This is a genomic window from Pseudomonas petroselini (assembly GCF_045037875.1).
GTDB lineage: Bacteria > Pseudomonadota > Gammaproteobacteria > Pseudomonadales > Pseudomonadaceae > Aquipseudomonas > Aquipseudomonas petroselini.
On sequence record NZ_CP173614.1, the window covers coordinates 3,431,362 to 3,455,190 of the forward strand.

General features: G+C 61.3%; 30 protein-coding genes. 17 read left to right on the top strand and 13 right to left on the bottom strand.

Features of this window, described 5'->3' with window-relative positions:
• Positions 1-22: 22 nt before the first annotated feature.
• Positions 23-160 carry a hypothetical protein gene (locus tag ACI512_RS15835; protein ID WP_279615285.1) on the top strand — a complete coding sequence of 46 codons (138 nt, stop codon included), beginning with the start codon at positions 23-25 and terminating at the stop codon, positions 158-160.
• On the opposite strand, the gene ACI512_RS15840 is transcribed toward ACI512_RS15835, so the two are convergent.
• Positions 157-297, bottom strand: a complete 141-nt coding sequence (locus ACI512_RS15840; protein ID WP_163825752.1) for a hypothetical protein — start codon at positions 295-297, stop codon at positions 157-159. The two genes, ACI512_RS15835 and ACI512_RS15840, sit on opposite strands and share 4 nt — an antisense overlap.
• A gap of 211 nt (positions 298-508) precedes the next feature.
• Between ACI512_RS15840 and ACI512_RS15845 the strand changes: the two genes are divergently transcribed.
• From ACI512_RS15845 to ACI512_RS15860, 4 genes are read left to right on the top strand one after another with little or no spacing between them, the layout of a single operon-like run.
• A complete protein-coding gene (locus ACI512_RS15845) occupies positions 509-820 on the top strand; it encodes a YXWGXW repeat-containing protein (RefSeq protein ID WP_236381900.1) in 312 nt (103 codons plus the stop codon).
• A 20-nt stretch (positions 821-840) separates the two neighbouring features.
• Positions 841-1,419 carry an RNA polymerase sigma factor gene (locus ACI512_RS15850; RefSeq protein WP_231809420.1) on the top strand — a complete coding sequence of 193 codons (579 nt, stop codon included), beginning with the start codon at positions 841-843 and terminating at the stop codon, positions 1,417-1,419.
• The gene (locus tag ACI512_RS15855; RefSeq protein WP_064053891.1) at positions 1,416-1,847 is read left to right on the top strand and encodes a hypothetical protein; all 432 of its coding nucleotides are present in this window, start codon (positions 1,416-1,418) and stop codon (positions 1,845-1,847) included. Before ACI512_RS15850 ends, ACI512_RS15855 begins: the two co-directional genes overlap by 4 nt.
• Positions 1,844-2,332, top strand: coding sequence for a periplasmic heavy metal sensor (locus tag ACI512_RS15860; protein ID WP_236381907.1), 489 nt, complete (start codon positions 1,844-1,846; stop codon positions 2,330-2,332). Before ACI512_RS15855 ends, ACI512_RS15860 begins: the two co-directional genes overlap by 4 nt.
• A gap of 57 nt (positions 2,333-2,389) precedes the next feature.
• On the opposite strand, the gene ACI512_RS15865 is transcribed toward ACI512_RS15860, so the two are convergent.
• Together ACI512_RS15865 and ACI512_RS15870 are read right to left on the bottom strand one after the other, a co-directional pair.
• Positions 2,390-2,704, bottom strand: coding sequence for an SCP2 sterol-binding domain-containing protein (locus ACI512_RS15865; RefSeq protein WP_012723812.1), 315 nt, complete (start codon positions 2,702-2,704; stop codon positions 2,390-2,392).
• A gap of 56 nt (positions 2,705-2,760) precedes the next feature.
• Entirely contained in the window at positions 2,761-3,471 is a 711-nt protein-coding gene (locus ACI512_RS15870; protein WP_236381909.1) for a histidine phosphatase family protein, read from the bottom strand.
• A gap of 195 nt (positions 3,472-3,666) precedes the next feature.
• Here ACI512_RS15870 and sohB point away from each other — a divergent pair, with 195 nt between their 5' ends.
• A complete protein-coding gene (gene sohB, locus ACI512_RS15875; RefSeq protein ID WP_012723814.1) occupies positions 3,667-4,692 on the top strand; it encodes a protease SohB in 1,026 nt (341 codons plus the stop codon).
• Positions 4,693-4,902: 210 nt separating this feature from the next.
• On the opposite strand, the gene dhaL is transcribed toward sohB, so the two are convergent.
• The 7 genes from dhaL to ACI512_RS15910 all read right to left on the bottom strand — a co-directional run bounded on the left by dhaL (position 4,903) and on the right by ACI512_RS15910 (position 12,167).
• Positions 4,903-5,547, bottom strand: coding sequence for a dihydroxyacetone kinase subunit DhaL (gene dhaL / locus ACI512_RS15880; protein ID WP_236381911.1), 645 nt, complete (start codon positions 5,545-5,547; stop codon positions 4,903-4,905).
• Between the two features lie 3 nt (positions 5,548-5,550).
• On the bottom strand, positions 5,551-6,552 hold the full coding sequence (locus tag ACI512_RS15885; protein WP_064053887.1) for a dihydroxyacetone kinase subunit DhaK: 1,002 nt from the start codon (positions 6,550-6,552) through the stop codon (positions 5,551-5,553).
• Between the two features lie 55 nt (positions 6,553-6,607).
• Positions 6,608-7,723, bottom strand: coding sequence for an alcohol dehydrogenase catalytic domain-containing protein (locus ACI512_RS15890; RefSeq protein WP_064053886.1), 1,116 nt, complete (start codon positions 7,721-7,723; stop codon positions 6,608-6,610).
• A gap of 26 nt (positions 7,724-7,749) precedes the next feature.
• Positions 7,750-8,505, bottom strand: a complete 756-nt coding sequence (locus ACI512_RS15895; RefSeq protein ID WP_236383546.1) for an SDR family oxidoreductase — start codon at positions 8,503-8,505, stop codon at positions 7,750-7,752.
• 146 nt (positions 8,506-8,651) lie between these two features.
• Positions 8,652-9,659, bottom strand: coding sequence for a substrate-binding domain-containing protein (locus ACI512_RS15900; protein ID WP_236383548.1), 1,008 nt, complete (start codon positions 9,657-9,659; stop codon positions 8,652-8,654).
• A 34-nt stretch (positions 9,660-9,693) separates the two neighbouring features.
• Complete coding sequence (locus tag ACI512_RS15905) at positions 9,694-10,683, bottom strand: ABC transporter permease (RefSeq protein WP_231808231.1); 990 nt, start codon at positions 10,681-10,683, stop codon at positions 9,694-9,696.
• Positions 10,680-12,167: a sugar ABC transporter ATP-binding protein gene (locus tag ACI512_RS15910; protein WP_231808232.1), complete on the bottom strand. Its 1,488-nt coding sequence runs from the start codon at positions 12,165-12,167 to the stop codon at positions 10,680-10,682. Before ACI512_RS15910 ends, ACI512_RS15905 begins: the two co-directional genes overlap by 4 nt.
• A gap of 283 nt (positions 12,168-12,450) precedes the next feature.
• On the opposite strand from ACI512_RS15910, the gene rpiB reads away from it, so the two are divergent.
• The 3 genes from rpiB to ACI512_RS15925 all read left to right on the top strand — a co-directional run bounded on the left by rpiB (position 12,451) and on the right by ACI512_RS15925 (position 15,899).
• Entirely contained in the window at positions 12,451-12,912 is a 462-nt protein-coding gene (rpiB, locus tag ACI512_RS15915; RefSeq protein ID WP_236383552.1) for a ribose 5-phosphate isomerase B, read from the top strand.
• 63 nt (positions 12,913-12,975) lie between these two features.
• The gene (locus ACI512_RS15920) at positions 12,976-13,956 is read left to right on the top strand and encodes a sugar-binding transcriptional regulator (protein ID WP_405121876.1); all 981 of its coding nucleotides are present in this window, start codon (positions 12,976-12,978) and stop codon (positions 13,954-13,956) included.
• 374 nt (positions 13,957-14,330) lie between these two features.
• The gene (locus ACI512_RS15925; protein WP_405121877.1) at positions 14,331-15,899 is read left to right on the top strand and encodes a TerC family protein; all 1,569 of its coding nucleotides are present in this window, start codon (positions 14,331-14,333) and stop codon (positions 15,897-15,899) included.
• Here ACI512_RS15925 and ACI512_RS15930 read toward each other — a convergent pair.
• Together ACI512_RS15930 and ACI512_RS15935 are read right to left on the bottom strand one after the other, a co-directional pair.
• Positions 15,856-16,212: a thioredoxin domain-containing protein gene (locus ACI512_RS15930; protein ID WP_250949348.1), complete on the bottom strand. Its 357-nt coding sequence runs from the start codon at positions 16,210-16,212 to the stop codon at positions 15,856-15,858. The two genes, ACI512_RS15925 and ACI512_RS15930, sit on opposite strands and share 44 nt — an antisense overlap.
• A 73-nt stretch (positions 16,213-16,285) precedes the next feature.
• Complete coding sequence (locus tag ACI512_RS15935; protein WP_231808235.1) at positions 16,286-16,534, bottom strand: hypothetical protein; 249 nt, start codon at positions 16,532-16,534, stop codon at positions 16,286-16,288.
• 332 nt (positions 16,535-16,866) lie between these two features.
• On the opposite strand from ACI512_RS15935, the gene ACI512_RS15940 reads away from it, so the two are divergent.
• The 8 genes from ACI512_RS15940 to ACI512_RS15975 all read left to right on the top strand — a co-directional run bounded on the left by ACI512_RS15940 (position 16,867) and on the right by ACI512_RS15975 (position 23,403).
• A complete protein-coding gene (locus tag ACI512_RS15940) occupies positions 16,867-17,715 on the top strand; it encodes a transporter substrate-binding domain-containing protein (protein ID WP_012723817.1) in 849 nt (282 codons plus the stop codon).
• A gap of 51 nt (positions 17,716-17,766) precedes the next feature.
• The gene (locus tag ACI512_RS15945) at positions 17,767-18,429 is read left to right on the top strand and encodes an amino acid ABC transporter permease (RefSeq protein WP_236381704.1); all 663 of its coding nucleotides are present in this window, start codon (positions 17,767-17,769) and stop codon (positions 18,427-18,429) included.
• Positions 18,430-18,440: 11 nt separating this feature from the next.
• On the top strand, positions 18,441-19,103 hold the full coding sequence (locus ACI512_RS15950; protein WP_012723819.1) for an amino acid ABC transporter permease: 663 nt from the start codon (positions 18,441-18,443) through the stop codon (positions 19,101-19,103).
• Complete coding sequence (locus tag ACI512_RS15955; protein WP_236381706.1) at positions 19,100-19,882, top strand: amino acid ABC transporter ATP-binding protein; 783 nt, start codon at positions 19,100-19,102, stop codon at positions 19,880-19,882. Before ACI512_RS15950 ends, ACI512_RS15955 begins: the two co-directional genes overlap by 4 nt.
• A gap of 16 nt (positions 19,883-19,898) precedes the next feature.
• On the top strand, positions 19,899-20,288 hold the full coding sequence (locus ACI512_RS15960) for a RidA family protein (RefSeq protein ID WP_012723821.1): 390 nt from the start codon (positions 19,899-19,901) through the stop codon (positions 20,286-20,288).
• 107 nt (positions 20,289-20,395) lie between these two features.
• A complete protein-coding gene (locus tag ACI512_RS15965; protein WP_012723822.1) occupies positions 20,396-21,160 on the top strand; it encodes an IclR family transcriptional regulator in 765 nt (254 codons plus the stop codon).
• 8 nt (positions 21,161-21,168) lie between these two features.
• Positions 21,169-22,377 (top strand): amino acid deaminase, encoded by a 1,209-nt coding sequence (locus ACI512_RS15970; RefSeq protein ID WP_236381708.1) that lies wholly within the window; start codon positions 21,169-21,171, stop codon positions 22,375-22,377.
• A gap of 117 nt (positions 22,378-22,494) precedes the next feature.
• On the top strand, positions 22,495-23,403 hold the full coding sequence (locus tag ACI512_RS15975; RefSeq protein ID WP_236381710.1) for a sugar kinase: 909 nt from the start codon (positions 22,495-22,497) through the stop codon (positions 23,401-23,403).
• Between the two features lie 120 nt (positions 23,404-23,523).
• Here the strand turns inward: ACI512_RS15975 and ACI512_RS15980 are convergent, their stop codons facing one another.
• The gene (locus ACI512_RS15980) at positions 23,524-23,799 is read right to left on the bottom strand and encodes a peptidylprolyl isomerase (protein ID WP_003174397.1); all 276 of its coding nucleotides are present in this window, start codon (positions 23,797-23,799) and stop codon (positions 23,524-23,526) included.
• Positions 23,800-23,829 lie beyond the last annotated feature (30 nt).

Below are 23,829 nucleotides of genomic sequence, written 5' to 3' on the forward strand. Positions count from 1 at the left end.
GACGGGAGGTATCTTTGAACCGGTGTCCGGTCGGGTCGAGCTGTTGCTGACGGGCGTGTCCCCCAAGGGTTTGGACAGCATCCGTTCCATCTCAAACCTGATTGGCGAGTTGCGCACCGAGATCAAGGCCGGGCGCCGTGGGTTTGCGGCGGTCAGCTAGCCGTTGACGGTGTGGGACGGCGTGTCGAGCGCGCCGTAATAACGCCAGCAGCAATGGCGGTGTTCCGGCACGATCACACAGCCGCTGAGGCTGACGATCAGCAATGCGGCAACCAGCATGGAAAGTCGGCGGTACATGGTGTTTCCTCTCGGGTTGATCAGCGTTAATCCTTCAACGCTGCCAGCTGCATAAATCCGTCGCGAAGCTTTCAAACATTTCATCAAGCCCCGCCATCCCCTGGGCAATACTGCCCATAAATAATCCGCGCGTTGTGCGACGGATTATTTCCTACCCGCCGTTCAACCCATCAGCGACCTGCACTTTCGCGCGTTGCATGAAGGAGTTGCCATGAGACCCCTGGCCAAATTGCGTTTTGCCTTGTTTGCTCCGCTGGCCCTCGCCGCGTGTATCAGCACCCCGGTGTTTGCCCAGACCGAAATCATCATCCGCCAGGCGCCGCCGCCGGCACGTGTGGAAGTGATCCCCGTGGAACGCCCGGGTTACGCCTGGGACCGGGGGCACTGGCGCTGGGAAGGGCGCGGCTACGCTTGGGTGCCCGGGCACTGGCAGCCGGTCATGCGCAATGCGCGTTGGGAACCGGGCCATTGGGAGGCGCATGGCCCCAACTGGTACTGGCGTGAAGGGCATTGGATCCGCTGAAGTCTTAGAGAACTGCCCGATTGAAAGACACTGATCCGGACGTTGAACTGCTGGCGCGTATCGGGAACAACGAACCCGCGGCCGTCAACGAAATGGTGACGCGCAAACTGCCGCGTCTGCTGGCGCTTGCCGGCCGGATCCTGGGGGATGCCGACGAAGCCAGGGACGTGGCCCAGGAAAGCTTCCTGCGCATCTGGCGTCATGCGGCCAGTTGGCGCAGTGGCGAAGCGCGCTTCGACACCTGGTTGCACCGGGTGGCGCTCAACCTGTGCCATGACCGTTTGCGTCGGCGCAAGGAGCGCCCGCTGGCCGAGGCGGACACGCTGGCGCTGGCAGACAGCGCGCCGCCGCTGGATGAACAGCTGGAAACCATTGAGCGCAACGCCCGCATGGCCGCTGCCCTGGCGGCATTGCCCGAGCGTCAGCGCGAAGCCATTGTGTTGCAGTACTACCAGGAGCTGTCGAACATCGACGCCGCGGCCCTGATGAATATCAGCGTCGAGGCACTGGAGAGCCTGCTGTCGCGGGCCCGACGCCAGTTGCGCAGTCAACTTGCCGACACACCCGGGCTTGCCCGCCCAGGAAGGGGAACATCATGACACCCGAACGATTTGCTTATCTGGCCGACGCCTATGGGGCCGACTTACGGCGTTGGCCTGCGGCCGAGCAAGGCGCGGCCCAGGCGCTGCTCGACAGCGCGAACCCCAGCGCCTGCGAAGCCCTGGAACAGGCGGGCTGGCTGGACGCCCAACTGGACAGCCATCAAGCGGTATTGGCTGACCCGGCCCTGGCCCGGCAGATCCGTCAGTCAGCGCCGCGCCGCGTGTCGTTCTGGTCGCGCTATGCCGCTTGGCTGTCACCTGCGGGCCTGGTGGGCGTGGGCATCGCCGGGGTCGTCACCGGCATGCTGGTGGCGTCCATGAGCGTGCCGCTGCCGATGCTGTCCTCCGAGGTGCTGCCCAGCGTCTTCGATCAGGGTGATGCGCAAGTCATCTTTACCGTCAACGCCGAGGAAGCCGAGCAATGACCGCCCAATCCCTGAAACCGTGGTTGCTTGTTTCGGTATTGCTCAATGTGTTTTTGATTGGTGGGGTGGGCGGTGGCCTGTATCACTGGATGGCCGGCGCCAAGCCTGCCGACATGGTGGTCAACCAGCATGGCTTGCGTCAGGCCATGATCAAGTTGCCGCAGGAGCGGCGCAGGGAGTTGCGTCAACTGTTGCGCCACAACAGCGCTGACAGCCAGCCGTTGATCATGGCCGGGCGTGCGGCGCGCCTGGGGGTGATCAAGCAACTGGAAGCGCCCGCGTTGGACCGGGACGTGCTGGTCACCGAATTGGCCAAGGCCCGCGAAGCGGATATGGCACTTCGCGCGTTGGTGGACACGACCTTGGCGCAGTTCGCCAGCACCTTGCCCCAGGATGAACGGCAGAAACTGGTGGAGGCGTTGTACTTGCGCGGGCAGGGTAAACCTGCAGAAAAGCTCAATAAGCCGGTGTTGAATTCGAGATGACGGGCAAAAAAAATCCCGCCTGTAAGGGCGGGATCAGGATTCAGGGTGGCCCGTGAATCAGGCAGGGAACAGCTCGCTCAGCTTCATCGCCAGCATCATGTCGCCTTCGGTGCGCAGCTTGCCGCCCATGAAGGCTTGCATGCCGTCGGTGGAACCGTCGACGATGCCTTCCAGGGTTGCGCTGTCCATGACCAGGGTCACTTGGGCGTCCGGGTTCTCGCCTTCGTGCAGTTCACAGGTCTTGTCTTTGACGACCAGAGAAAAGTTCTTGGTGTCGTCGATACGGAAACCGAACACCAGGTCCAAGCCTTCGGCAGCGCTTGGGTTGAATTTGGCTTTCATTGCTTCTACAGCTTTGGCTACGTCAGTCATGGTTTCGATCCTTTAGGGTGGAGTCCAGTGACCTAGGGGTCACGGTTGGCCGCAGTTCATCGGAACGTGATGAGCTGCGGCGCCTTCAACAGTTGCAAGTGGGTATGACTGTTGAAGGAAGCCAGTGCCACCTCGCGACCACGGAATTTCAGCTGGTTGAGCGAGGTGTTAACAATTTGCCAGTTCAGTTCGAAGGCCTGGGCCGCGGGCATTCGGGTAATCAGGTGGAGCAGGGCGGTGATGGTGCCACCGGAGGTGAACACTGCGATCTTCTGCGAGTTGTCCGCCGCTTCCAGAATGCGTTGCAGGCCACCTTGGACGCGCTCCACAAAGCCCAACCAGCTCTCCAACCCAGGTGGGTCATAGGTGCCGGCCAGCCAGCGGTCAATGATCAGGGCGAAGATGCGCTGGAATTCGCTGCGGTTCTGCGCGGCATTGCGCAGGATCTCCAGGGCCTCGGGTTCGGTGCTGAGCAGGTCGGGCAGCAGCGCGCGGATGATCGCTTCTGCATCGAATTCGTTGAACGCGCTATCGGTTTCCAATGCCGGCACCGGCAGGCCGAGGGTGTGGTACTGATCGAAGGCGGCGGTGGCGGTGTGCTGCTGGCGGCGCAGGTCTCCGGCCACGCAGCGGTCGAACACCAGGCCCATGTCCGCCAGGTGGCGACCGAGCACTTGCGCCTGCTCCACGCCGACGGGCGACAGGACGTCGTAGTCGTCTGCACCGAAGGAGGCCTGGCCATGTCGAATCAGATAGATGCTGCCCACGTCCGTTTTCCCGGTACGTTGAAAGTCAGGCGAGGTTATGAGGATGCCTGCGAGCTGTCAATGAAAAAACATACGCTTGTTTTAAAAGCGCGTTAGAGCGCTGGGTTGCTGGCTGTTTGATCACTGGCCCGAACGCGATGCCGTCGGTATGCTGGGGCAATCCGCGCCCGGCGCACCGCACTTGTAAGGAGAACTATGGATTTTTTGGCCGAATACGCGAGCTTTCTGGCGAAGACCGTCACCCTGGTGGTCGCTATTCTGGTGGTATTGATCAGCTTTGCCGCGCTGCGCAGCAAGGGCCGTCGCAAGTCCGCCGGCCAATTGCAGGTCAGCAAACTCAATGATTTCTACAAGGGTCTGCGTGAGCGCCTGGAGTCGAGCCTGCTCGACAAGGACCAGCTCAAGGCCCTGCGCAAGTCCGAAGGCAAAGCCGAAAAGAAGAAGGGCAAGCACAAAGCCGACGCCAAGCCTCGGGTGTTTGTGCTGGATTTCGACGGCGATATCAAGGCCTCGGCCACCGAGAGCCTGCGTCATGAAATCACCGCCTTACTGAGTCTGGCCACGCCCAAGGACGAAGTGGTGCTGCGCCTGGAAAGCGGCGGTGGCATGGTCCACAGCTATGGCTTGGCCTCGTCGCAACTGGCGCGTATCCGTCAGGCCGGCGTGCCCTTGACTGTTTGCATCGACAAGGTCGCGGCCAGTGGCGGCTACATGATGGCGTGCATCGGCGAGAAGATCATCAGCGCCCCGTTTGCGATCCTCGGCTCGATTGGCGTGGTGGCGCAGTTACCCAACGTCAATCGCCTGCTGAAGAAGCACGATATCGACTTTGAAGTCCTGACGGCCGGCGAGTACAAACGCACCCTCACGGTGTTTGGTGAAAACACCGAGAAAGGCCGCGAGAAGTTCCAGGAAGACTTGGACATCACTCACCAGCTGTTCAAGAACTTCGTCTCGCGTTACCGCCCGCAGCTGGCCATCGATGACGTAGCGACCGGGGAAGTGTGGTTGGGGGTTGCAGCCCTCGACAAGCAGCTGGTCGACGAGCTGCAAACCAGCGACGAATACCTGGCCACCAAGGCCAAGACCGCCGAGGTGTTCCACCTGCACTATGCCGAGCGCAAGAGCTTGCAGGAGCGCGTAGGTCTGGCGGCCAGTGGCTCGGTAGACCGGGTGTTGCTGACGTGGTGGAGCCGGCTGACCCAGCAGCGGTTCTGGTAATCCGATTGCCAGAATGCAGATGATCTCTTTCTAACGATAGCTACCACTGTAGTGAGCGGGCTTGCCCCGCGCTGGGCTGCGAAGCAGCCCCCATCCAGTCACCGCGCGCTTTCAAACAAACCGCGGTAGTAGGGTTTAGGGCCGCTTCGCAGCCCAGCGCGGGGCAAGCCCGCTCACTACAGGTTGCTCTGTGCACTCAAAAGAAGTCTGCTAAGCCAACCTAGGCTGTATTGAGTCGGCCAACCGCGTCAGGATCAGGCAGCACGACACCGCCCCCGCATCCAGCACCCCCAGCGACCGCTCGCCGAGCCGACTGGCTCGACCAATCTTCGCCACCAGATCTTTCGTTGAGTCTCGTCCCTGGGACGCAGCGCGTTTCATTGATTCCAGAGCATCACTGAAGGAGGCGCCGGATGCCTGTGCCTGCTCAAACGCCTCCACCGCCGGAATCAACGTATCCATCAGGCACTTGTCGCCGACGCCCGCTTCGGTAATGTCCTGCAGCGAGGTCAAGCCCCCGCGCAGCAACTGCGCAAACCTCGCGGCGTCGATGTTATCGCTGTAGCGCACTTCATCGGCCATGCCGATAAACAGGCTGCCGTACAGCGGGCCCATGGAGCCGCCGATCCCTTCCATCAAGCTGAGGGTCAGCTCATCCAGTGCTTCGGCCAAGGTCAGTTGGCGGCCTTCGATCGTGCGCCCGCAATGGGCGAAACCCTTGGCCATGTTGATGCCGTGGTCGCCATCGCCAATGGCGCCGTCGACCTCGCTGAGGTACTCACGGTTGGCCACGATCACGCTGACCAGGTCGGCGACGATGGCGCTGCCGTCACGGGTGGAAAAATGCTGGCTCATGGTTCACTCCGCCTGGGTCATGCCGATGGAGCGGCAGGGTTGGTCGATCAGGGTTGTAAGCTCCGCGTCGAGGCCGAGCAGGGTCAGGGTCACGCCCATCATTTCCAGGGACGTAAAGTAGTTGCCGACATAGCAGCGGTGAATCTTCAAGCCTTTGGCCTTGAGCTGTGTTTCGACCTCGGCATAGAAGATATACAGCTCCATGATCGGCGTGGCACCGAGACCCGAGACCAGCACCACCACGCTGTCGTCCTGGCTGAAGTCGCGGTCGGCCAGGATCGGCGCCAGCATGCGTTCGGCCATCGCGGCGGCGGGCTCAATCGGGATCACCTCAATGCCCGGTTCGCCATGATGGCCGATGCCAAGCTCCATCTGGCCATCGGGAATCTGGAAGTTCGGCTTGCCCACCGCCGCAATGGTGCAGGGCGTCAGGCCGATACCAATCGAGCGGCAGTGGTCGACGGTTTTCTGCGCGACCCGAATCACGTCGTCGAGGTCGTAGTGCTGGGCGGCCGCGGCGCCGCCGAGTTTCCACATGAAAATTTCCCCGGCCACGCCACGACGCTTGGCACTCTCGGCCTTGGGGGCGGACGCGACGTCATCGTTGGCGACCACCGTGCGGATGCGCATGTCTTTGCTGGCGGCCATTTTCATCGCCAGTTTCACGTTCATATTGTCGCCGGCGTAGTTGCCGTAGAGGCAGGCCACGCCTGCGCCCTGGTCGGCGGCGCGGAAGGCGTCGAAGAAGCTCTTGGCGGTAGGTGAGGAAAAGACCTCGCCGACGGCCACGGCATCCACCAGGCCTGGGCCGACGTAGCCGAGGAAGGCCGGTTCATGGCCCGAACCGCCGCCGGTCACAATGCCGACACGGCCGGGCGCAGGCGGCGTGGCTTGGGTGATGACTCGTGGATTGGTCTCGTATTGGCGCAACTCGGGGTGCGCGACCAGAATACCGCGCAGCATGTCCTCGACCACGTGGTCCGGATCGTTGATGACTCGATTCATAACGCGGGTTCCTGTTCTTGTTCTAAAAGGCAACAATGGTCAGCTGCGTGTGTTCTTAAGGTTCGAGGACTACCTTCAGCGACTTGTCGCCACGCTCCATCACCGCAAAGGCTTCCTTGAAGTCCGCCAAGGCGAATTTATGGGTCACCACGTCGCGCATGTCGATCTTGCGGTTGCCGATGAAGTCGATGGCACGTGGGTACATGTACGGCCCCAGGTGTGAGCCCAGCACGTCCAGTTCCTTGCGGTCGCCAATGATCGACCAGTCCACCGTCGCCTCGTCATTGAACACGCTGAACTCGACGAAACGCCCCAGCTTGCGCAGCATCGCCAGGCCCTGGTTCACCGCCTTGTGGTGCCCGGTGGCCTCAATGTAAATGTCGCAACCGTAGCCCTCGGTGATCTCGCGGATTTTCGCCAGCACATCCACCTCGGCCGGGTTCCACACTTCGTCGGCGCCCATGCGCAGGGCGAGGGCGGCGCGTTCGGGCTTCATGTCCAGTACGATGAGTTTTTTTGGGTTGCGCATGCGCACCGCGCCGATGATCCCGAGGCCCAGAGTGCCGGCGCCGGCGACCACCACCACGTCGTCGAAGTCCACGTTGGCGCGTTCCGCAGCGTGCAGCGAGCACGCCAGCGGTTCGATCAGGATCGCTTCGTCCGGGGCGATGGAGTCCGGTACTTTGTGGATGATGCCTTCCTTGGTGAAGATCATGTACTGGGCCATGGCGCCCTGCACATTGTTCTGGAAGCCATACAGGTCATGCTTCTGGCACATCCAGTATTGGCCGTGGTTGCAGAAGCGACAGCCCCAGCACGGCACGATCTGCTCGGAGATCACCCGGTCACCGATTTTCACGCCGCGTTTCTCTGCGCCGGGGCCGAGGGCGACCACGCGGCAGACGAATTCATGGCCGGGAATCATCGGCGGTTTCACATAGCGCGGCTGCTCGGCGTCACCCCAGAACGAAGGGGCGCCGCGATAGGTCTTGATATCGCCCATGCAGATGCCGCACAACTCGACTTTGGTGAGGATTTCATCGGGACCGGGCGTGGGCACGTCGACGGTTTCCAGGCGGTAATCTTCAGGGCCGTGGCAGACCACGGCCTGCATGGTTTTCGGGATGACCGGGGACAGTTGCTCAGGTGTGCGTTCGGTGACGGTGGACATGACAAAACCTCACGACAAAAAATGAATTACTGAATGCTGTAGCCGCCGTCGATCACTATATTGGCGCCTGTGATCATCTGCGCCGCATCGCTGAGCAGGTACAGCGCCAGCCCGGCGATTTCTTCCGGTTGCGCAAAGCGGCCCGCCGGGATCTGCAATTTGGCCTTTTCACCCACTTCACCGGTCCAGGCCTTTTTGCCCAGGGCCGTCTCGACGATGGTCGGGGAGATGGCGTTGACGTTGATCTGCGGCGCCCATTCCATGGCCAGTACCTTGGTCATGCCGACGATGGCCGCCTTGCTCGCGCAATAGGCGACGTGCCGGTCCAGGCCGATCACGGCGGCCTGGGAAGCAAGGTTGACGATCCGCCCGCTGCCGCTGGCGAGCATGTACCGGGCGCAGGCCTGGGCCACGAAAAAACTGGCCTTGAGATTGATGTCCAAGGTGGTATCCCAGGCGTTTTCGTCGACGTCGAGGGCCTTGTCCAATAGCGCTACGCCGGCGCTGTTGATCAGGTAATCCAGGCGTTGGAAGTGTTCGAACACGGTGTCGATGGTGTGTTGCACCTGGGTGATCTGGCTGAGGTCGACGGCGATTCCCAGGTTACCGGCGCCGAGGCTGGCGGCAACTTCGACGACTGCGGGGTCGCGGTCCAGCAAGGCCACGCGCGCGCCACGATCCACCAGCAGGGTGGCGCACGCCAGGCCGATCCCGGCGGCGCCGCCGGTGATCACCGCGCAACGGCCGCTGAGGTCGAAAGCTTGGTTCCAGAATCCAGACATGAATGACTCCATTTTCGAAAACGGTGGAGATCCAATGTGGAAGCGGGCGTGCCTGCGATGCGGACACCTCGGTGTGTCAGTCACACCCGATGGATGCCATCGCAGGCAAGCCAGCTCTCACACTCGACCGTATTTCAAGTCAACATCTATTTACCGCCGCTGACTTGTTTGTAGAGGGCGTCGGCGTTGGCGTTAGTGACCGGCACCCACGGCAGGATGTAGGTCTTGGCGGTGCCATCGCCCCATTTCACGTCCTTGGCATAGCGCTCCCAGATCACCGACTTCGGCGTGTAGTCCTTGCCGGCCAGCGCCCGCAGCGCCACGTCCAGCGCACCCTGGGATTGGGCCTGGGCGTCCTGGAGGAAGGTGGTGACTTCGTCTTTCTTCGCCGCCTGGATTGCATCCGGCATGCCATCGATCGAGGTGACGGGCACGTCCTTGGAGGTCAGCCCGTGAGACTTCAAGGCCTGCACGGCGCCCAGGGCCATGTCATCGTTCTGCGCAATCACGCCGTTGATACCTTTTGGGTGGGCGTTCAGCCAGTCTTCGGTCAGCGCCAGGGCCTGCGCGCGGTCCCAGTTCGCGGTCTTTTTCTCGATGATCTTGATGCCTGGGTGTTTGCCCAGCACTTCCAGTTCGCCTTTTTCCCGGTCGATCTGCGCCGACTGGCCGATCGGCCCCTGAATGATCACCACGTTGCCCTTGCCGTTGAGCTTGTCGACCATGGCCTGGGCCTGGAGGCGGCCGCCTTCCACGTCGTCATTGCCCACATAAGGCACGGCGGCATCGGCGACTTTGGTATTAGAGGCAATAACCACCACGTCGTTGCTCATGGCCGCCTTGACCGTGCCGACACCGGCCTTGGTGTCGATGGGCACGAACAGGATCGCGTCGTAGTGCTGGGTCACCATGTTTTCGATCTGGTTATTCTGGGTCAGGGCGTCGTAGTTGCCGTCGAACACGGTCAGCTGCACGGTGCCGTCCTTGACCGCCGGGTGTTCCTTGAGCTCGCGGACCCAGTTCTGCATGAACTGGCCCTTGAGGCCGTAGACGGCTGCGCCGATTTTGTAGGTCTTGCCATCGGCGGCCATTGCGATACTGCTGGCGAGCAGGGAGAGGGCCGCCGCGGCGGCCAAGGTGGTACCAAGTTTCATAAATAGAACTCCAGTTATTGTTATCGGTCGTTCTCTAGCGTTTTTTCTTGCGCCACACGTCGATCAGTACTGCGAACACGATGATCAGGCCCTTGGCGACCTGCTGGTAATAAGAGGACACGCCGAGCAGGTTCAGCCCGTTGTTGATCACGCCGATCAACAATGCGCCAAACAGTGTGCCGACAATGCTGCCGGTACCGCCCGACAGGCTGGTGCCGCCGATCACCACGGCGGCAATCGCGTCCAGCTCGTAGGAAACCCCGGCCTGGGGCAGGGCGGAGGTAGTGCGCGCCGACAGCACCACGCCGGCCAATCCGGCGAGCAGGCCCGAGACCACGTACACCGAAAACATCACCTTGCGCACGCCGATGCCTGAGGTGCGTGCGCTCTTTTCATTGCCGCCCACCGCGTACACATAGCGGCCGTAGGTGGTGTAGCGCAGCACCATCCAGAACATCAGCGCGACCACGGCGAAGATGATGATCGGCACACCGATCGGGCCGATCTTGCCGATGCCCAACGCCAGGTACGCGTCGGGCAGGTCGGTGATCGGGCTGCCGTCGTTGAGGATAAAGGTCATGCCCCGCGCAATACTGAGCATGCCCAGGGTGGCCACGAACGGCGGGATCGACAGGTTGGCGACCATGAAGCCATTGACCACGCCGAGCATCGCCCCGGCAAACATCCCCGCACTGACCGCCGCCAGCAGGCCGTAACCCTGAGTCGCGACCATGGCGCTGCACAACCCGGCAAAGGCCAGGATCGAACCCACCGACAAGTCGATGCCCTTGGTGAGGATCACGTAGGTCATACCCACCGCGAGGATGCCGTTGATGGAGGTCTGGCGCAGGATGTCCATCCAGTTGCGCCAGGTCATGAAGTATTCGCTGGAGAACGCCATCACCACGCACAGCAGGATAAACACCAGCGGCAGGCCGAAACGGTCGAGAGACAGGTGCAGGCGATTGCGCGGCGCGGCAGCAATGGGGGCAGCGGCAGGTGTAGACAGTGTTTTGGCATTCATGAGGCAAGACTCAACAAGGCTTCCTGGGAAAGGGCGGTGTCGGTGCTGATGGTCACCAGCCGGCCGCCTTTGAATACGGCGATGCGATCGCTCAGGTGCAGCAACTCCGGAGCTTCCGACGACACCACGATGGCGGCGCCACCGGCACGCACGAACTGGTCGAGCAGGTGGTAGATCTCCTGCTTGGCGCCTTCATCGATACCGCGGGTGGGTTCGTCACACAGCAGGCACACCGGCTCGGTGGACAGGCACTTGGCGAGCACCACTTTCTGCTGGTTGCCGCCGCTCATGGAGGCCACCGGCAACGCCAGGGAAGTGGTCTTGATCTGCAGGCGCTTGACCATGTCCTGGGCCAGTTGGGTTTCCTTGCGCGCATTGATCAGCGACCAACTCGACAGACGCTTGTAGGCTGACAATGCAATGTTGGAAAGAATGCTGCCGGTCAGCACCAGGCCGCTGTCCTTGCGGTCTTCGGTGACCAGCGACATACCGGCATTGATGGTCGCCTTGGGCAGCCCGATCGGCATGGGTTTGCCCTGCAGCGTGACGCTGCCGGAGTCAGCCACCGTGAGGCCATAGATGCAGTTGAGGAATTCGCTGCGCCCTGAGCCCATCAAGCCATAGATGCCGAGGATTTCACCCTGGCGCAGTTGCAGGCTGATGTCGTGGAACTCGCCGGCGCGGCTCAGGTTGTCGACCTGCAGGCAGGTGTCGGCGGCACATTCGCGGCCGACCTTGTGGTCGATGCGGGTCAGTTCTTGGCCGACGATGCCGCGCACCAGATGGTTGCGGTCGATATCGGCCATGCGCCCGCTTTCGACAAAGGCGCCGTCGCGAAAGATGCTGTAGTCATCGGCGATCTGCGCCAGTTCGCTGAGGCGGTGCGACACATACACGATACCGGCGCCCCGGGCGGTGAGGCGGCGTATGGCCTTGAACAGGGTTTCCGCTTCGCGCTCGCCGATGGCTGAAGTGGGCTCGTCCATGATCATCACCTGGCAGTCATGGCTGAAGGCCTTGGCGATTTCCACCAGTTGGATCTGCGCCACGCTCAGGCGGTGCATGGGGCGGGTGGCGTCGACCTCGAACTCCAGGCTTTCGAGCAACTCGCGGGTGCGGCGGTTCAGGGTCTTGGTGTCGACAATGCAGCCGGCGCGACGTGGTTCGCGTCCCAGCCAGATATTTTCGGCGACGGTCATGTAGGGGATGGGTTCCAGCTCTTGGGTGATCATCGTGATCCCCGCCGCCAAGGCTTCACTCGGGCGGTTGAACTGCACCGCTGCGCCGTTGAGCAGGATGCTCCCGGCATCACGCGGGGTGATGCCCATCAGGATACTCAGGAATGTCGATTTGCCTGCGCCGTTGCCGCCGCACAGGGCGTGGACGCTACCGGCCCGCAACGAGAGGCGGCCGTCACGCAGGGCAGGAACCCCGGCGTAAGCCTTGGCGACGTGTTCAGCCTGGAGCAGTAATGGCGTGGCCATCGGCGTGTCCTCGTGCTGTGAATTCTTATTAGGTCGCAGAGTCATGTTTCGCTGTGCACATATGTGTATCAAATGAAATTCTGATCAGTCAATCTCTTTAATGTAAAAGCGCTGATTCTCATCTTTGTCGGCAATAACGCCTTTGCAGAGGCGTTTGACTGACGAGTCAGTTAAATCAAGCTTGACAGAGAGGGGCGTATGACCGAGAAATGTCTGAGCGGAATTTCACTGAATGATCATTTGATCAGTCGTAAGTACGATCACGGCAGCGGAGCCAGACGCCATGAACACACCTTTCCCGGTGGCTATCGGATGCGATGAAGCGGGTTTTGAGCTCAAAGAGCTGTTGAAGCGTCATATCGAGGCGTTGGGCTATCCAGTGACGGACTTCGGCACCCATTCCACCGTGCCCGTGCTTTACCCGGACATCGCCCTGGCCGTGGCCACGGCGATCAATGCCGGGCAGCAGCGACTGGGCGTGCTGGTGTGCGGCACCGGGATCGGCATGGCCATTTCCGCTAACAAGGTGCTGGGCATCCGGGCGGCCCAGGCCCATGACACGTACTCGGCGGAGCGCGCACGCAAGAGCAACGATGCGCAGATCCTGTCCATCGGTGCGCGGGTGATCGGCGCCGAGCTGGCCAAGAGCATCGTCAAGTCGTTCCTGGAGTCGGAGTTCGAAGCCGCGCGTTCCGGGGCCAAGGTGGACCGCATCAATGCGATCGAGCGCGATGGGCATCAGTAGTGGACTAAACGGGGCCAGAGTCGGGAGAATGCGCCTTTGACGCCGAAACGGAAGCCCGTCCCCATGAGTGACAGTACCCAGCGCATTGCCAGCGATATCGATCAGATGACCGAAGTGGCGATGCTCTATTACCTCGAGAACGTCACTCAGGAAGCCATTGCCAAGCGCTTCGACCTGTCGCGGGCAAAGGTCAGTCGCCTGCTCAAACGTGCGCGCGATGAGGGTATTGTCGAGGTGCGCGTGCTGCAGCATCCGGCCATGAACAACGAGCTGGAGCAGGCGTTGGTCGCGCGCTTCAAGCTGGATCGCGCGTTGATCGCGGTCGATCATAGCGACCCCGATACCCAGCGTTCGGCCGTCGCCAGCCTAGTGGCCAACTACCTGAACAAGACATTGAGCGATGGCATGATCGTCGCCGTCGGCATGGGGCGCAACGTGGGTGCGGTGGCCGATAACGTGTTCCTGCCGGTGACGCGCAACTGCACGTTTGTTTGCGCGATCGGCGGTTCGCTCAAGGCTGGCGAATACATGAACCCCGACCATATCTGTCGGCGCCTGGCCCTGCGGTTTGGCGGTGAAAGTGAAAGCCTGTACGCCCCGGCCCTGGTGGCCAACCCGGAACTGCGTGGCGTGTTGATCAATAACGATACGGTGCGTTCGACTCTCGACCGGGCGCGGCGGGCGGATATCGCGTTGATTGGCATTGGTGACATGAGCGAAAACAGCAACATGGTGCGCATGGGCTGGTTCTCGCCCCAGGAAATCGCCCAGGCGCGGTTGTCCGGCACCGTGGGTGACATGATGGGGTACGACTTTATCGACATCCACGGGCAGCCCGCGGTCAACGCCATTCAGGGGCGGGTGATCGGCCTGACGGTACAGGAGTTGTTTCGGATCCCGGATGTGGTGGCGATTGCCAGCGAGAACACCAAGGCGGCGGCGACGCTGGGGGCGTTGCGGTCGGGGGTGATCAACACGCTCGCCACGACGGTGACGAATGCCCATACGATTTTGGCGCTTGACGACGCGACGCGCAAAACCTGACATGGCGCAGATTAAAACGTGGGAGCCGGCTTGCTCGCGAATGCGGTGTATCAGCCAGCCTAGGTGTAACTGAAATACCGCTATCGGGGGCAAGCCCCCTCCCACATGGGCTTTGGGTGCGCTTGAAGTACAGATTTTGTAATAGTTTTGCGTTGTAGGAAATTTGTGTTTCGAATGTAGGATTCAAGTCCTTTTGTTATTTCAGGACTTGCATGAACACCCTCTCGGAGCCTCCCAGTCGTCTTTCCCCAAGACATCCGCTGCCGCTGCTGCCTTTCGAACACCCCGTATTCCGACTGCTAGCCTTGTACCGGTCCACTGACCGCACTTTGCCGTGCCCGGCATTCTGAACATTGACTGAAGAGACTCTATAAATGGAATGGTTAGCGGATCCAACGGCCTGGCTCGGCCTGTTGACCTTGATTGTGCTGGAACTGGTGCTCGGCATCGACAACCTGGTGTTTATCGCGATCCTGGCGGACAAGCTGCCACCGGAGCAGCGCGATCGTGCGCGCCTGATCGGTTTGTCCCTGGCATTGCTGATGCGCCTGGGTCTGTTGGCGAGTATTTCCTGGTTGGTGACCCTGACCCAGCCTCTGTTCGAGGTGTTCGACAAGAGCTTCTCCGGGCGTGACCTGATCATGCTGTTTGGTGGTGTGTTCCTGTTGTTCAAGGCCACCATGGAATTGCATGAGCGCCTCGAAGGCCACGTGGCCCAGCGCACGGGCAATGTGGCCTTCGCGATGTTCTGGCCGATCGTGGCGCAGATCGTGGTGCTCGATGCGGTGTTCTCCCTCGACGCGGTGATCACTGCCGTCGGCATGGTGGACGAGCTCGCGGTGATGATGATCGCAGTGATCGTATCCATCGGCCTGATGATTGTGGCGAGCAAGCCATTGACCCGCTTCGTCAATGCGCACCCGACCGTGATCATGCTATGCCTGGGCTTCTTGATGATGATCGGTTTCGCCCTGACCGCCGAAGGCCTGGGCTTCCATATTCCGAAAGGCTACCTGTACGCGGCCATTGGTTTCTCGATCCTGATCGAAGTGTTCAACCAGATCGCCCGTTCACGCCGCAAGAAGTCCGCGCAAGGTGTGTTGCCGGTGCGTGAGCGCACCGCCCACGCGGTGATGCGTTTGCTCGGCGGCCGCAGCCTGGCGGTGGAGGAGGTGGATGAAGAGGTTGCCGATCTGCTGGGCGAGTCGGACGCGAGCCAAGGCCCGCTGTTTGATAGGCGCGAGCGTGTGATGATCAGCGGCGTGCTGCAATTGGCCGAACGGCCGATCCGCACGCTGATGACGCCACGGGCCAAGGTTGACTGCATCGATCTGGCGGATGATCCCGACAGTATTCGTCTGAAACTGATGCATTCGTCCTACTCGCGGCTGCCGTTGATCCGCAACGGGGCCGTCGACGAGCCGCTGGGCTTCGTGCACAAGAAGGAGCTGCTCAAGGAATACCTGGCCGGCAATGAGCCGAACCTGGAGCACTTGGCGCGCCGCGCTATCAATCTGCTTGAGAGCTTTTCGATCCTCAACGCCTTGGAGCAGATGCGCCAGGAGTCGACCCATATTGCGTTCGTGATCAACGAATTTGGTGACTTCATGGGCGTGCTGAGCATGACCGACATTCTCGAGTCCATCGCTGGTGAGTTGCCGGACGCCAGTGAGATCGAAGGGCCGGATATCGTTGAAGAGGGTGCCGGTTTCCGCGCCAATGGTGCGCTGAACCTCAATCAGGTGCGTCAGCGGACGGGCTTTAAGGCGATGGCGACTGAGGATTACCAGACGCTGGCCGGTTTGGTGATGAGCTTGCTGGACCGCCTGCCGATGGTGGGCGATAGCCTGGAGCATGAAGGTTGGCACCTGACGGTGGCGGTGGTGGAGGAGCGGCGGGTCACGCAGGTTCATCTGGAGCCTGCTGCCGCGCATAGCGGCTGAATACCTCCTTGAGTGTTTGCTCCTGGGTTTCCCAGGGGCCAAACCCCTTGAGTATTTCCTTGATTTTGCCATTGGCGTGCACTACCAACGTGGGCGTGCCGGTGACCTGTTCGAGCCTGGGCGTTTTGGCTGTATCAAGCACCACGCTTTTCACTGTCGGCTCGTAGTTTTCGGCGATGGGTTCAAAAAGCTCCACAGCGCTCGCGCACGCCGGGCAGGTCTGCGACACAAACAGCATGAAAACGGTTGAGTGCGCTGCCAGCATGGACTGATAGTCCTCATTGCAGGCAATGATGTCCTTGGCAATTCCCATGATGATCTCCCTGTCGGCTTCGGTGTTCTGGCCAAAGCTAAGCTGGGATATCACCCCCGTCTACTGTCAACCTTCACAGGTCGCCGTCACGCTCTACGCGTTCGCGCGCCTTGCGTGCTTGGCTCGCGCATTTCTTGTATTCCAGGTTGTCCCGTGAGGCCTTTGCCTGGCGGTAGCCATGGTGGTTCTGACTGGTGTAGTTGGTGCTCAAGGCGTCATTGAGCTTGCGCAGTTCTTCTTTGCATTCGCGACGGTCGTTGCTGGCCGAAGCGCTGCCGGCCGTCAGGAAAGCGAGCAAAACCAGGGTGAGACGGAGCTTCATCAGGGCGGGGTCCTTGTCGGCAGAGATGTGCCAAGGCTAGTCCAGCGTGGGGATTTTTCCAGGCTGTCTGCGCACTGCAACGGTGCGCGGCAAGGTCGTTGTGGCGCACTTGAGTGAGGCCTGTCACCGGCATGTGGGGCGTTGGGTAGCAATGTGACTCCAGATGCTGGCGTAACGCCTTGCCGCCCGTGAATAGTCATCTGACTGATATATAACGAATTATATACGTCATATTTTTCTGTTACCGCGTGTGGCACACTTTCTGCTGTCTATTCCGTTGTTACATACTAAGTTCCGGTATAGCGGAATACACAACTCCTGGAGTGCTTGTCATGCATCACCGACCTTCCGTGTTTAAAGCGTGTGTTTTTCTCTTCGCCGCATCGGCTTCCCTCGCCAGCGTAGTGCAGGCGGCGGACAGCAAGCTCGATGATGTGCTCAAGCGTGGGCACCTGATCGTGGGTACAGGCAGTACCAATGCGCCGTGGCACTTCCAGGGAGCGGATGGCAAGTTGCAGGGGTTTGATATCGACATCGGCCGCATTGTGGCCAAAGGCTTGTTCAACGACCCGAGCAAGGTCGAGTTCGTGGTGCAGTCGTCCGACGCGCGGATTCCCAACCTGCTGACCGACAAGGTCGACATGAGTTGCCAGTTCATCACCGTCACCGCCAGCCGTGCGCAACAGGTGGCCTTCACCCTGCCGTACTACCGCGAAGGCGTGGGCCTGCTGCTGCCGAACAACAGCAAGTACAAAGAGATCGAAGACCTGCAGGCCGCCGGCGACGGCGTCACCGTGGCCGTGCTGCAAAACGTCTACGCCGAAGAGCTGGTGCACCAGGCGCTGCCCAAGGCCAAGGTCGACCAGTACGACAGCGTCGACCTGATGTACCAGGCCGTGAACTCCGGTCGCGCCGATGCCGCCGCCACCGATCAGTCCTCGGTCAAGTACCTGATGGTGCAGAACCCAGGCCGCTACCGCAGCCCGGCTTACGCCTGGAGCCCACAGACCTACGCGTGCGCCGTCAAGCGTGGCGACCAGGACTGGCTGAACTTCGTCAACACCGCGCTGCATGAAGCCATGACCGGCGTGGAGTTCCCGACCTACAAGGCCTCGTTCAAGCAATGGTTCGGTGTGGACCTGCCGGAGCCGGCGATCGGTTTCCCGGTTGAGTTCAAGTAAATCGAAAACCTGGGGCGTCGCTGAAGGCGCCCCAATCAGGTACTGCCGACCATGAACTATCAGTTGAACTTTGCCGCCGTGTGGCGCGACTTCCCCAGCTTGCTGGCGGGGCTCGGCCTGGGCCTTGAGCTGGCGCTGCTGTCGATTGCGATTGGCTGCGTGATCGGCTTGATGATGGCGTTTGCCATGCTGTCCAGGCACAAGACGCTGCGCGTGCTCGCCTCGGTGTACGTCACGGTGATCCGCAATACGCCGATCCTCGTGCTGATCCTGTTGATCTACTTCGCCTTGCCCAGCCTGGGCATCCGCCTGGACAAGATCCCGTCGTTCATCATCACCTTGTCGCTGTACGCCGGTGCCTACCTGACCGAAGTATTCCGCGCCGGGCTGTTGAACATTCCCAAGGGCTTGCGTGAAGCCGGGCTGGCCATCGGTTTGGGTGAGTGGCGTATCCGCGCGTATATCACCGTGCCGGTGATGCTGCGTAACGTGCTGCCCGCGCTGTCGAACAACTTCATTTCGCTGTTCAAGGACACCTCGCTCGCCGCCGCCATCGCGGTGCCCGAGCTGACCTATTACGCCCGCAAGATCAACGTCGAAAGCTACCGGGTGATTGAAACCTGGCTGGTCACGACCGCGCTCTACGTGGCTGCCTGTTACCTCATCGCCATGCTGCTCCGTTACCTGGAACAGCGCCTGGCGATCCGTCGTTAAGGAAGGTTTCCATGTACGAATCCCCCAGCTGGTTGCATGAGTTGTGGATCGCCCGGGATACCCTCTGGGCGGGCTTCCAGGCCAGCGTTTATGTGTCAGCGCTGGCGATTATCTTTGGCACCCTGATCGGCATCGTCGCCGGGTTGGTCCTCACCTACGGCAAGTTCTGGATGCGTGCGCCGTTCCGCCTGTACGTCGACCTGATCCGTGGCACGCCGGTGTTTGTGCTGGTATTGGCGTGTTTCTACATGCTGCCGGCGCTCGGTTGGCAGATCAGCGCGTTCCAGGCCGGTGCGGTCGGGCTGACGCTGTTCTGCGGCTCCCACGTGTCGGAAATCGTGCGCGGTGCGCTGCAAGCCATTCCCCGTGGGCAACTGGAAGCGGGCAAGGCGATCGGCCTGACGTTCTACCAGTCCCTGGGTTACGTGCTGTTGCCCCAGGCGCTGCGCCAGATCCTGCCGACCTGGGTCAATTCCTCCACGGAAATCGTCAAGGCCTCGACCTTGCTCTCGGTGATCGGCGTGGCCGAGTTGCTGCTGAGCACCCAGCAAGTGATTGCGCGCACTTTCATGACCCTGGAGTTCTACCTGTTCGCCGGGTTTCTGTTCTTTGTCATCAACTACGCCATCGAGTTATTCGGGCGCTACATTGAAAAGCGGGTGGCCTTGCCATGAACCAACCTCACACCAACCCACCGCTGCTGAACATCCGCGGCCTGCGTAAACAATACGGTGAGGTCGAAGTGCTCAAAGGCGTCGACCTGTCCATGCAGCGCGGCAATGTGGTGACCTTGATCGGGTCCAGCGGCTCGGGCAAGACCACGCTGTTGCGCTGCGTCAACCTGCTGGAAGAATTCCAGGGCGGGCAGATCACCCTGGATGGGGAGTCCATCGGCTACATCGAAATCGCCGGCAAGCGCGTGCGTCACCCCGAGCGCGTGATTGCCCAGCACCGGGCGATGACCGGCATGGCGTTCCAGCAGTTCAACCTGTTCCCGCACTTGACCGCGTTACAGAACGTCACCTTGGGCTTATTGAAAGTTAAGAAAATGCCTAAGGACGAGGCAGTGGTATTGGCAGAAAAATGGCTGGACCGTGTAGGACTTTTGGAGCGCCGCAACCACTTTCCCGGCCAGCTGTCCGGCGGCCAGCAACAGCGCGTGGCGATTGCCCGTGCGATTGCCATGAACCCCAGCCTGATGCTGTTTGACGAAGTCACCTCGGCCCTCGACCCGGAATTGGTGGGCGAAGTGCTCAGCGTGATCAAGGGCCTGGCGGAGGAGGGCATGACCATGTTGCTGGTCACCCACGAGATGCGCTTTGCCTATGAAGTCTCGGACAAGATCGTTTTCATGAACCAGGGCCGCATTGAAGAGCAGGGCACCTCGAAGGATATTTTCGAACGCCCGCAATCGCCGCGGCTGGCGGAATTTCTCAAGAACATTCGTTTTTAATCAGGAGCATAGTTTTATGAGCATCACTCGTTACGGTGCCGGCAGTACTGCCGGCGGCGGCCAGCCCCGTCCCTTCGCCCGCGCCGTGGAAGCGGACGGTTGGTTGTACGTCTCGGGCCAAGTGCCTGCGGTGGACGGCGAAATCATCACCGGCGGGATCATCGAGCAAACCCGCCAGACCCTGCGCAACGTGGTGGCGATCCTTGAAGAAGCCGGCTACGAGCTCAAAGACGTGGTGCGCGTTGGTGTGTGGCTGGAAGACCCACGGGACTTCTGGAGTTTCAACAAGGTGTTCGGCGAATACTTCACCCCGGAACACGCCCCGGCGCGCGCCTGTGTGCAGGCCAACATGATGGTTGATTGCAAGGTGGAGATCGATTGCGTGGCCTACAAGAAAAAAGGCTAAATGCCCCCACTCTCAAGCGCACCGCAAATCCAATGTGGGAGGGGGCAAGCCCCCTCCCACAGTAGAATTGTGTCGTACCCAACAACTTCGACCGGACCGAAATTGCCATGACCGAAGACACCATCAAACGCCGCGCCAAAGGCCTGGACCGTGCATTCGATATCCTCGATTTTCTCAAGGAAATCGGCCAGCCCCTGCGCCCGAATGATATTGCCAGCGGCATCGGCAGCCCCAAGTCCACCGTCTACGAATTGGTCGCGTCCCTGCTGGAGCGACGCATTCTGGAAACGGTGGGCAAGGACGGCCACGTCTACCTCGGCCGCCAGTTGTACTTTCTCGGCCAGGCGCACTTGCGTCATTTCGACCTGACCCGCGAGGCCGACCACGCCTTGCAGGAGATCGTCAGCCAGACCCACGAAACCGCGCAGATGTGCCTGCTCAACGGGCGCAAATACACAGTGGCGCTGATGCGCGAGGGCGAGCGGCATTTTCGCATTTCCTCGGACATCGGTGAAAACGCACCGATCCCGTGGACGGCGTCCGGGCGCCTGTTGCTGGGGCACTTGAGTGACCAGCAGATCGTCGACCTGATCGACCATGATGACTTTATCCTGCCGGACGGCCAGCGCCTGCCGCTGGAGACGTTCCTGGCACAAATCCGCCAGGCCACCCTCGATGGGTTCTTTTCCTTCGACAGCGTGGCCGACACCTTTACCCATTGCTTTGCCGCCCCGGTGCGGGACGCGCAAGGCATCAGCATTGCGACCCTGTGCATCGTCGCCCCACGCGCCGATGCCAGCAAAAACTACAACGACTATCGCCGGGTGTTGATCGAAAGCGCCAACAACCTGGCCCGGCGCATCAACGAATAGGAGTTTCCATGTCTGCCCTCAACGCTGTTGAAAAAGGCGCCGCCGCCGTCGGTGCCCACCTGGTCCGCGATGTCAGCCTGCCGGCCCTGGTGCTGCACCGCGACGCCCTGGAACACAACATCCGCTGGATGCAGGACTTTGTCAGCAAGAGCGGCGCGGAACTGGCGCCCCACGGCAAAACCAGCATGATGCCGGCGCTGTTCCAGCGCCAGCTCGCCCAAGGCGCGTGGGGCATCACCCTGGCCAACGCGGTGCAGACCCGCGCCGCCTATGCCGGCGGCGTACGCCGGGTGCTGATGGCTAACCAACTGGTGGGCGCGCCGAATATGGCGCTGATCGCCGACCTGCTGGCCGACCCGGATTTCGACTTCCACTGCATGGTCGATCACCCCGATAACGTTGCCGACCTGGGCCTGTTCTTCGCCGCCCGTGGCTTGCGCCTGAACGTGATGATCGAATACGGCGTGGTTGGTGGCCGTTGCGGGTGCCGCAGCGAGCAGGAGGTGCGCGACTTGGCCAAGGCGATCAAGGCGCAGCCGTCCCTGGCCCTCACCGGTATCGAAGGCTATGAAGGTGTGATCCACGGCGAGCACGCCATCAGCGGCATCCGCGACTTCGCGGCCAGCCTGGTGCGCCTGGCGGTGGACCTGCAGAACAATGGTGCTTTCGACTTGCCCAAGCCGATCATCACGGCCTCGGGTTCGGCCTGGTATGACCTGATCGCCGAGTCGTTCGAAGAGCAAAACGCTGCCGGTCGCTTCCTCAGCGTGCTGCGCCCCGGCAGCTACGTGACCCATGACCACGGCATCTACAAAGACGCGCAATGCTGCGTGCTCGACCGTCGCAGCGACCTCAGCGAAGGCCTGCGCCCGGCCCTGGAAGTGTGGGCCCACGTGCAATCGATGCCCGAGCCGGGCTTTGCGGTGATCGCCCTGGGCAAGCGCGACGTCGCCTACGACGCCGGCCTGCCGGTGCCGCTCAAGCGCTACAAGGCCGGGATTCTCCCGGCGCAAGGCGATGACGTGGGGGCGTGCAAGGTCACGGCGGTGATGGACCAGCACGCGTTCATGACCGTAGCGCCAGGGGTTGAACTGCGTATTGGCGACATCATTTCGTTCGGTACCTCGCACCCTTGCCTGACCTTCGATAAGTGGCAGGTCGGTTGCCTGGTGGATGAGCAGTTGCAGGTGATCGAGTCTTTGCATACCTGCTTCTAGACCGCGTCGATCGTATCGGGGGCAAGCCCCCTCCCACATTTGAATGGGTTCACACATCAAACGGTGGGAGGGGGCTTGCCCCCGATGAGGCCATCAGCCACGCCCGAGACAATCATTATGAACACCCAACTCCGAATCGCCCTGATCGGCGAATGCATGATCGAACTGCAACACCGCTCCGACGGCAGCTTGCACCAGAGCTTCGGCGGCGACACCCTGAACACCGCGGTGTACCTGCGTCGCGAACTGGGCGACACCGGCAGCGTCGACTACGTCACCGCCCTGGGCGACGACAGTTTCAGCGATGCCATGTGCCGGCAATGGACGGAGGAAGGCCTCGGCCTGGGCATGGTCCAGCGCCTGGCGGGACGTTTGCCAGGCTTGTACTGCATCCAGACCGACGCCAACGGCGAGCGCAAATTCCTCTACTGGCGCAACGAAGCCGCCGTACGCGACTGCTTCACCACGCCCGCCGCCGAACCGATCCTGGCCGCTTTGCCGGACTATGCCGTGGTGTATTTCAGCGGCATCACCCTGGCAGTGCTGGGGGAAATTGGCCGTGGGCGTTTACTGCAGACCCTTATAGAAACCCGTCGGCGCGGCGGCAAGGTGGTGTTCGACAACAACTTCCGGCCGCGTTTGTGGGCCAGTGTCGAGGCGGCGCGCGCGGCGTATCGCACGGTGTTGGCAGAAGTGGATATCGCCTTGCTGACCGAGGATGACGAGCGGGCGTTGTTTGGCTATGCCGACAGTGAGCAAGTGTTCGCGGCGTACCCGGCGATTGAAGAAGTGGTGCTCAAACGTGGCGCGGATGCGTGCCTGATCCGGTGCAAGGGTGAGCGGTTTGCGGTGCCGGCGATCAAGGTCGAACAGGTAGTGGATACGACGGCGGCGGGGGATTCGTTCAGTGCAGCGTACCTGGCCAGTCGGTTTAAGGGTGGCACTCCGGAGGCGGCGGCTTTGGCCGGGCATCGGTTGGCCAGCCGGGTTATCCAGGTGCCGGGGGCGTTGATTCCCAGGGGGTGAATGGCCGCCTGCGGCGGATCGGGGGCAAGCCCCCTCCCACAAGTGACTGCATTCCTCCAGATGAAATGCGGTCAACTGTGGGAGGGGGCTTGCCCCCGATAGCGGTCCGCAGCCAACCCCTCAATCCCGGTAAAACACCTGCACCAAGTGATACCCAAACTTGCTCTTGATCGGCCCGTGAACCACCTTCACCGGCTTCTTGAAGATCACCGCATCAATCGCCCCCACCATCTGCCCTGGCCGCACCTCGCCCAAATCACCGCCGCGTTTGCCGGACGGGCAGGTGGAGTACTTCTTGGCCAGCACATCAAACGCCTCGCCCTTGGCGATACGCTGCTTGAGTTGTTCGGCTTCTTCGCTGGTTTTCACCAGGATATGACGGGCTTGGGCTTTCATTGATCTCTACCAGGTGTGCGACGGCGCGCG

Excerpts from the sequence above, each read along its gene's own strand:
- ACI512_RS15940 (WP_012723817.1), top strand. The coding sequence starts at position 16,867 with ATGCATCACCGACCTTCCGTGTTTAAAGCGTGTGTTTTTCTCTTCGCC.
- ACI512_RS15970 (WP_236381708.1), top strand. The coding sequence starts at position 21,169 with ATGTCTGCCCTCAACGCTGTTGAAAAAGGCGCCGCCGCCGTCGGTGCC.
- ACI512_RS15895 (WP_236383546.1), bottom strand. The coding sequence starts at position 8,505 with ATGTCTGGATTCTGGAACCAAGCTTTCGACCTCAGCGGCCGTTGCGCG.
- ACI512_RS15910 (WP_231808232.1), bottom strand. The coding sequence starts at position 12,167 with ATGGCCACGCCATTACTGCTCCAGGCTGAACACGTCGCCAAGGCTTAC.
- rpiB (WP_236383552.1), top strand. The coding sequence starts at position 12,451 with ATGAACACACCTTTCCCGGTGGCTATCGGATGCGATGAAGCGGGTTTT.
- ACI512_RS15975 (WP_236381710.1), top strand. The coding sequence starts at position 22,495 with ATGAACACCCAACTCCGAATCGCCCTGATCGGCGAATGCATGATCGAA.
- ACI512_RS15865 (WP_012723812.1), bottom strand. The coding sequence starts at position 2,704 with ATGACTGACGTAGCCAAAGCTGTAGAAGCAATGAAAGCCAAATTCAAC.
- ACI512_RS15920 (WP_405121876.1), top strand. The coding sequence starts at position 12,976 with ATGAGTGACAGTACCCAGCGCATTGCCAGCGATATCGATCAGATGACC.
- ACI512_RS15855 (WP_064053891.1), top strand. The coding sequence starts at position 1,416 with ATGACACCCGAACGATTTGCTTATCTGGCCGACGCCTATGGGGCCGAC.
- ACI512_RS15885 (WP_064053887.1), bottom strand. The coding sequence starts at position 6,552 with ATGAATCGAGTCATCAACGATCCGGACCACGTGGTCGAGGACATGCTG.
- ACI512_RS15955 (WP_236381706.1), top strand. The coding sequence starts at position 19,100 with ATGAACCAACCTCACACCAACCCACCGCTGCTGAACATCCGCGGCCTG.
- ACI512_RS15840 (WP_163825752.1), bottom strand. The coding sequence starts at position 297 with ATGTACCGCCGACTTTCCATGCTGGTTGCCGCATTGCTGATCGTCAGC.
- ACI512_RS15960 (WP_012723821.1), top strand. The coding sequence starts at position 19,899 with ATGAGCATCACTCGTTACGGTGCCGGCAGTACTGCCGGCGGCGGCCAG.
- ACI512_RS15860 (WP_236381907.1), top strand. The coding sequence starts at position 1,844 with ATGACCGCCCAATCCCTGAAACCGTGGTTGCTTGTTTCGGTATTGCTC.
- ACI512_RS15950 (WP_012723819.1), top strand. The coding sequence starts at position 18,441 with ATGTACGAATCCCCCAGCTGGTTGCATGAGTTGTGGATCGCCCGGGAT.
- sohB (WP_012723814.1), top strand. The coding sequence starts at position 3,667 with ATGGATTTTTTGGCCGAATACGCGAGCTTTCTGGCGAAGACCGTCACC.
- ACI512_RS15925 (WP_405121877.1), top strand. The coding sequence starts at position 14,331 with ATGGAATGGTTAGCGGATCCAACGGCCTGGCTCGGCCTGTTGACCTTG.
- ACI512_RS15935 (WP_231808235.1), bottom strand. The coding sequence starts at position 16,534 with ATGAAGCTCCGTCTCACCCTGGTTTTGCTCGCTTTCCTGACGGCCGGC.
- ACI512_RS15890 (WP_064053886.1), bottom strand. The coding sequence starts at position 7,723 with ATGTCCACCGTCACCGAACGCACACCTGAGCAACTGTCCCCGGTCATC.
- ACI512_RS15930 (WP_250949348.1), bottom strand. The coding sequence starts at position 16,212 with ATGGGAATTGCCAAGGACATCATTGCCTGCAATGAGGACTATCAGTCC.
- ACI512_RS15845 (WP_236381900.1), top strand. The coding sequence starts at position 509 with ATGAGACCCCTGGCCAAATTGCGTTTTGCCTTGTTTGCTCCGCTGGCC.
- ACI512_RS15900 (WP_236383548.1), bottom strand. The coding sequence starts at position 9,659 with ATGAAACTTGGTACCACCTTGGCCGCCGCGGCGGCCCTCTCCCTGCTC.
- ACI512_RS15965 (WP_012723822.1), top strand. The coding sequence starts at position 20,396 with ATGACCGAAGACACCATCAAACGCCGCGCCAAAGGCCTGGACCGTGCA.
- dhaL (WP_236381911.1), bottom strand. The coding sequence starts at position 5,547 with ATGAGCCAGCATTTTTCCACCCGTGACGGCAGCGCCATCGTCGCCGAC.
- ACI512_RS15905 (WP_231808231.1), bottom strand. The coding sequence starts at position 10,683 with ATGAATGCCAAAACACTGTCTACACCTGCCGCTGCCCCCATTGCTGCC.
- ACI512_RS15945 (WP_236381704.1), top strand. The coding sequence starts at position 17,767 with ATGAACTATCAGTTGAACTTTGCCGCCGTGTGGCGCGACTTCCCCAGC.
- ACI512_RS15980 (WP_003174397.1), bottom strand. The coding sequence starts at position 23,799 with ATGAAAGCCCAAGCCCGTCATATCCTGGTGAAAACCAGCGAAGAAGCC.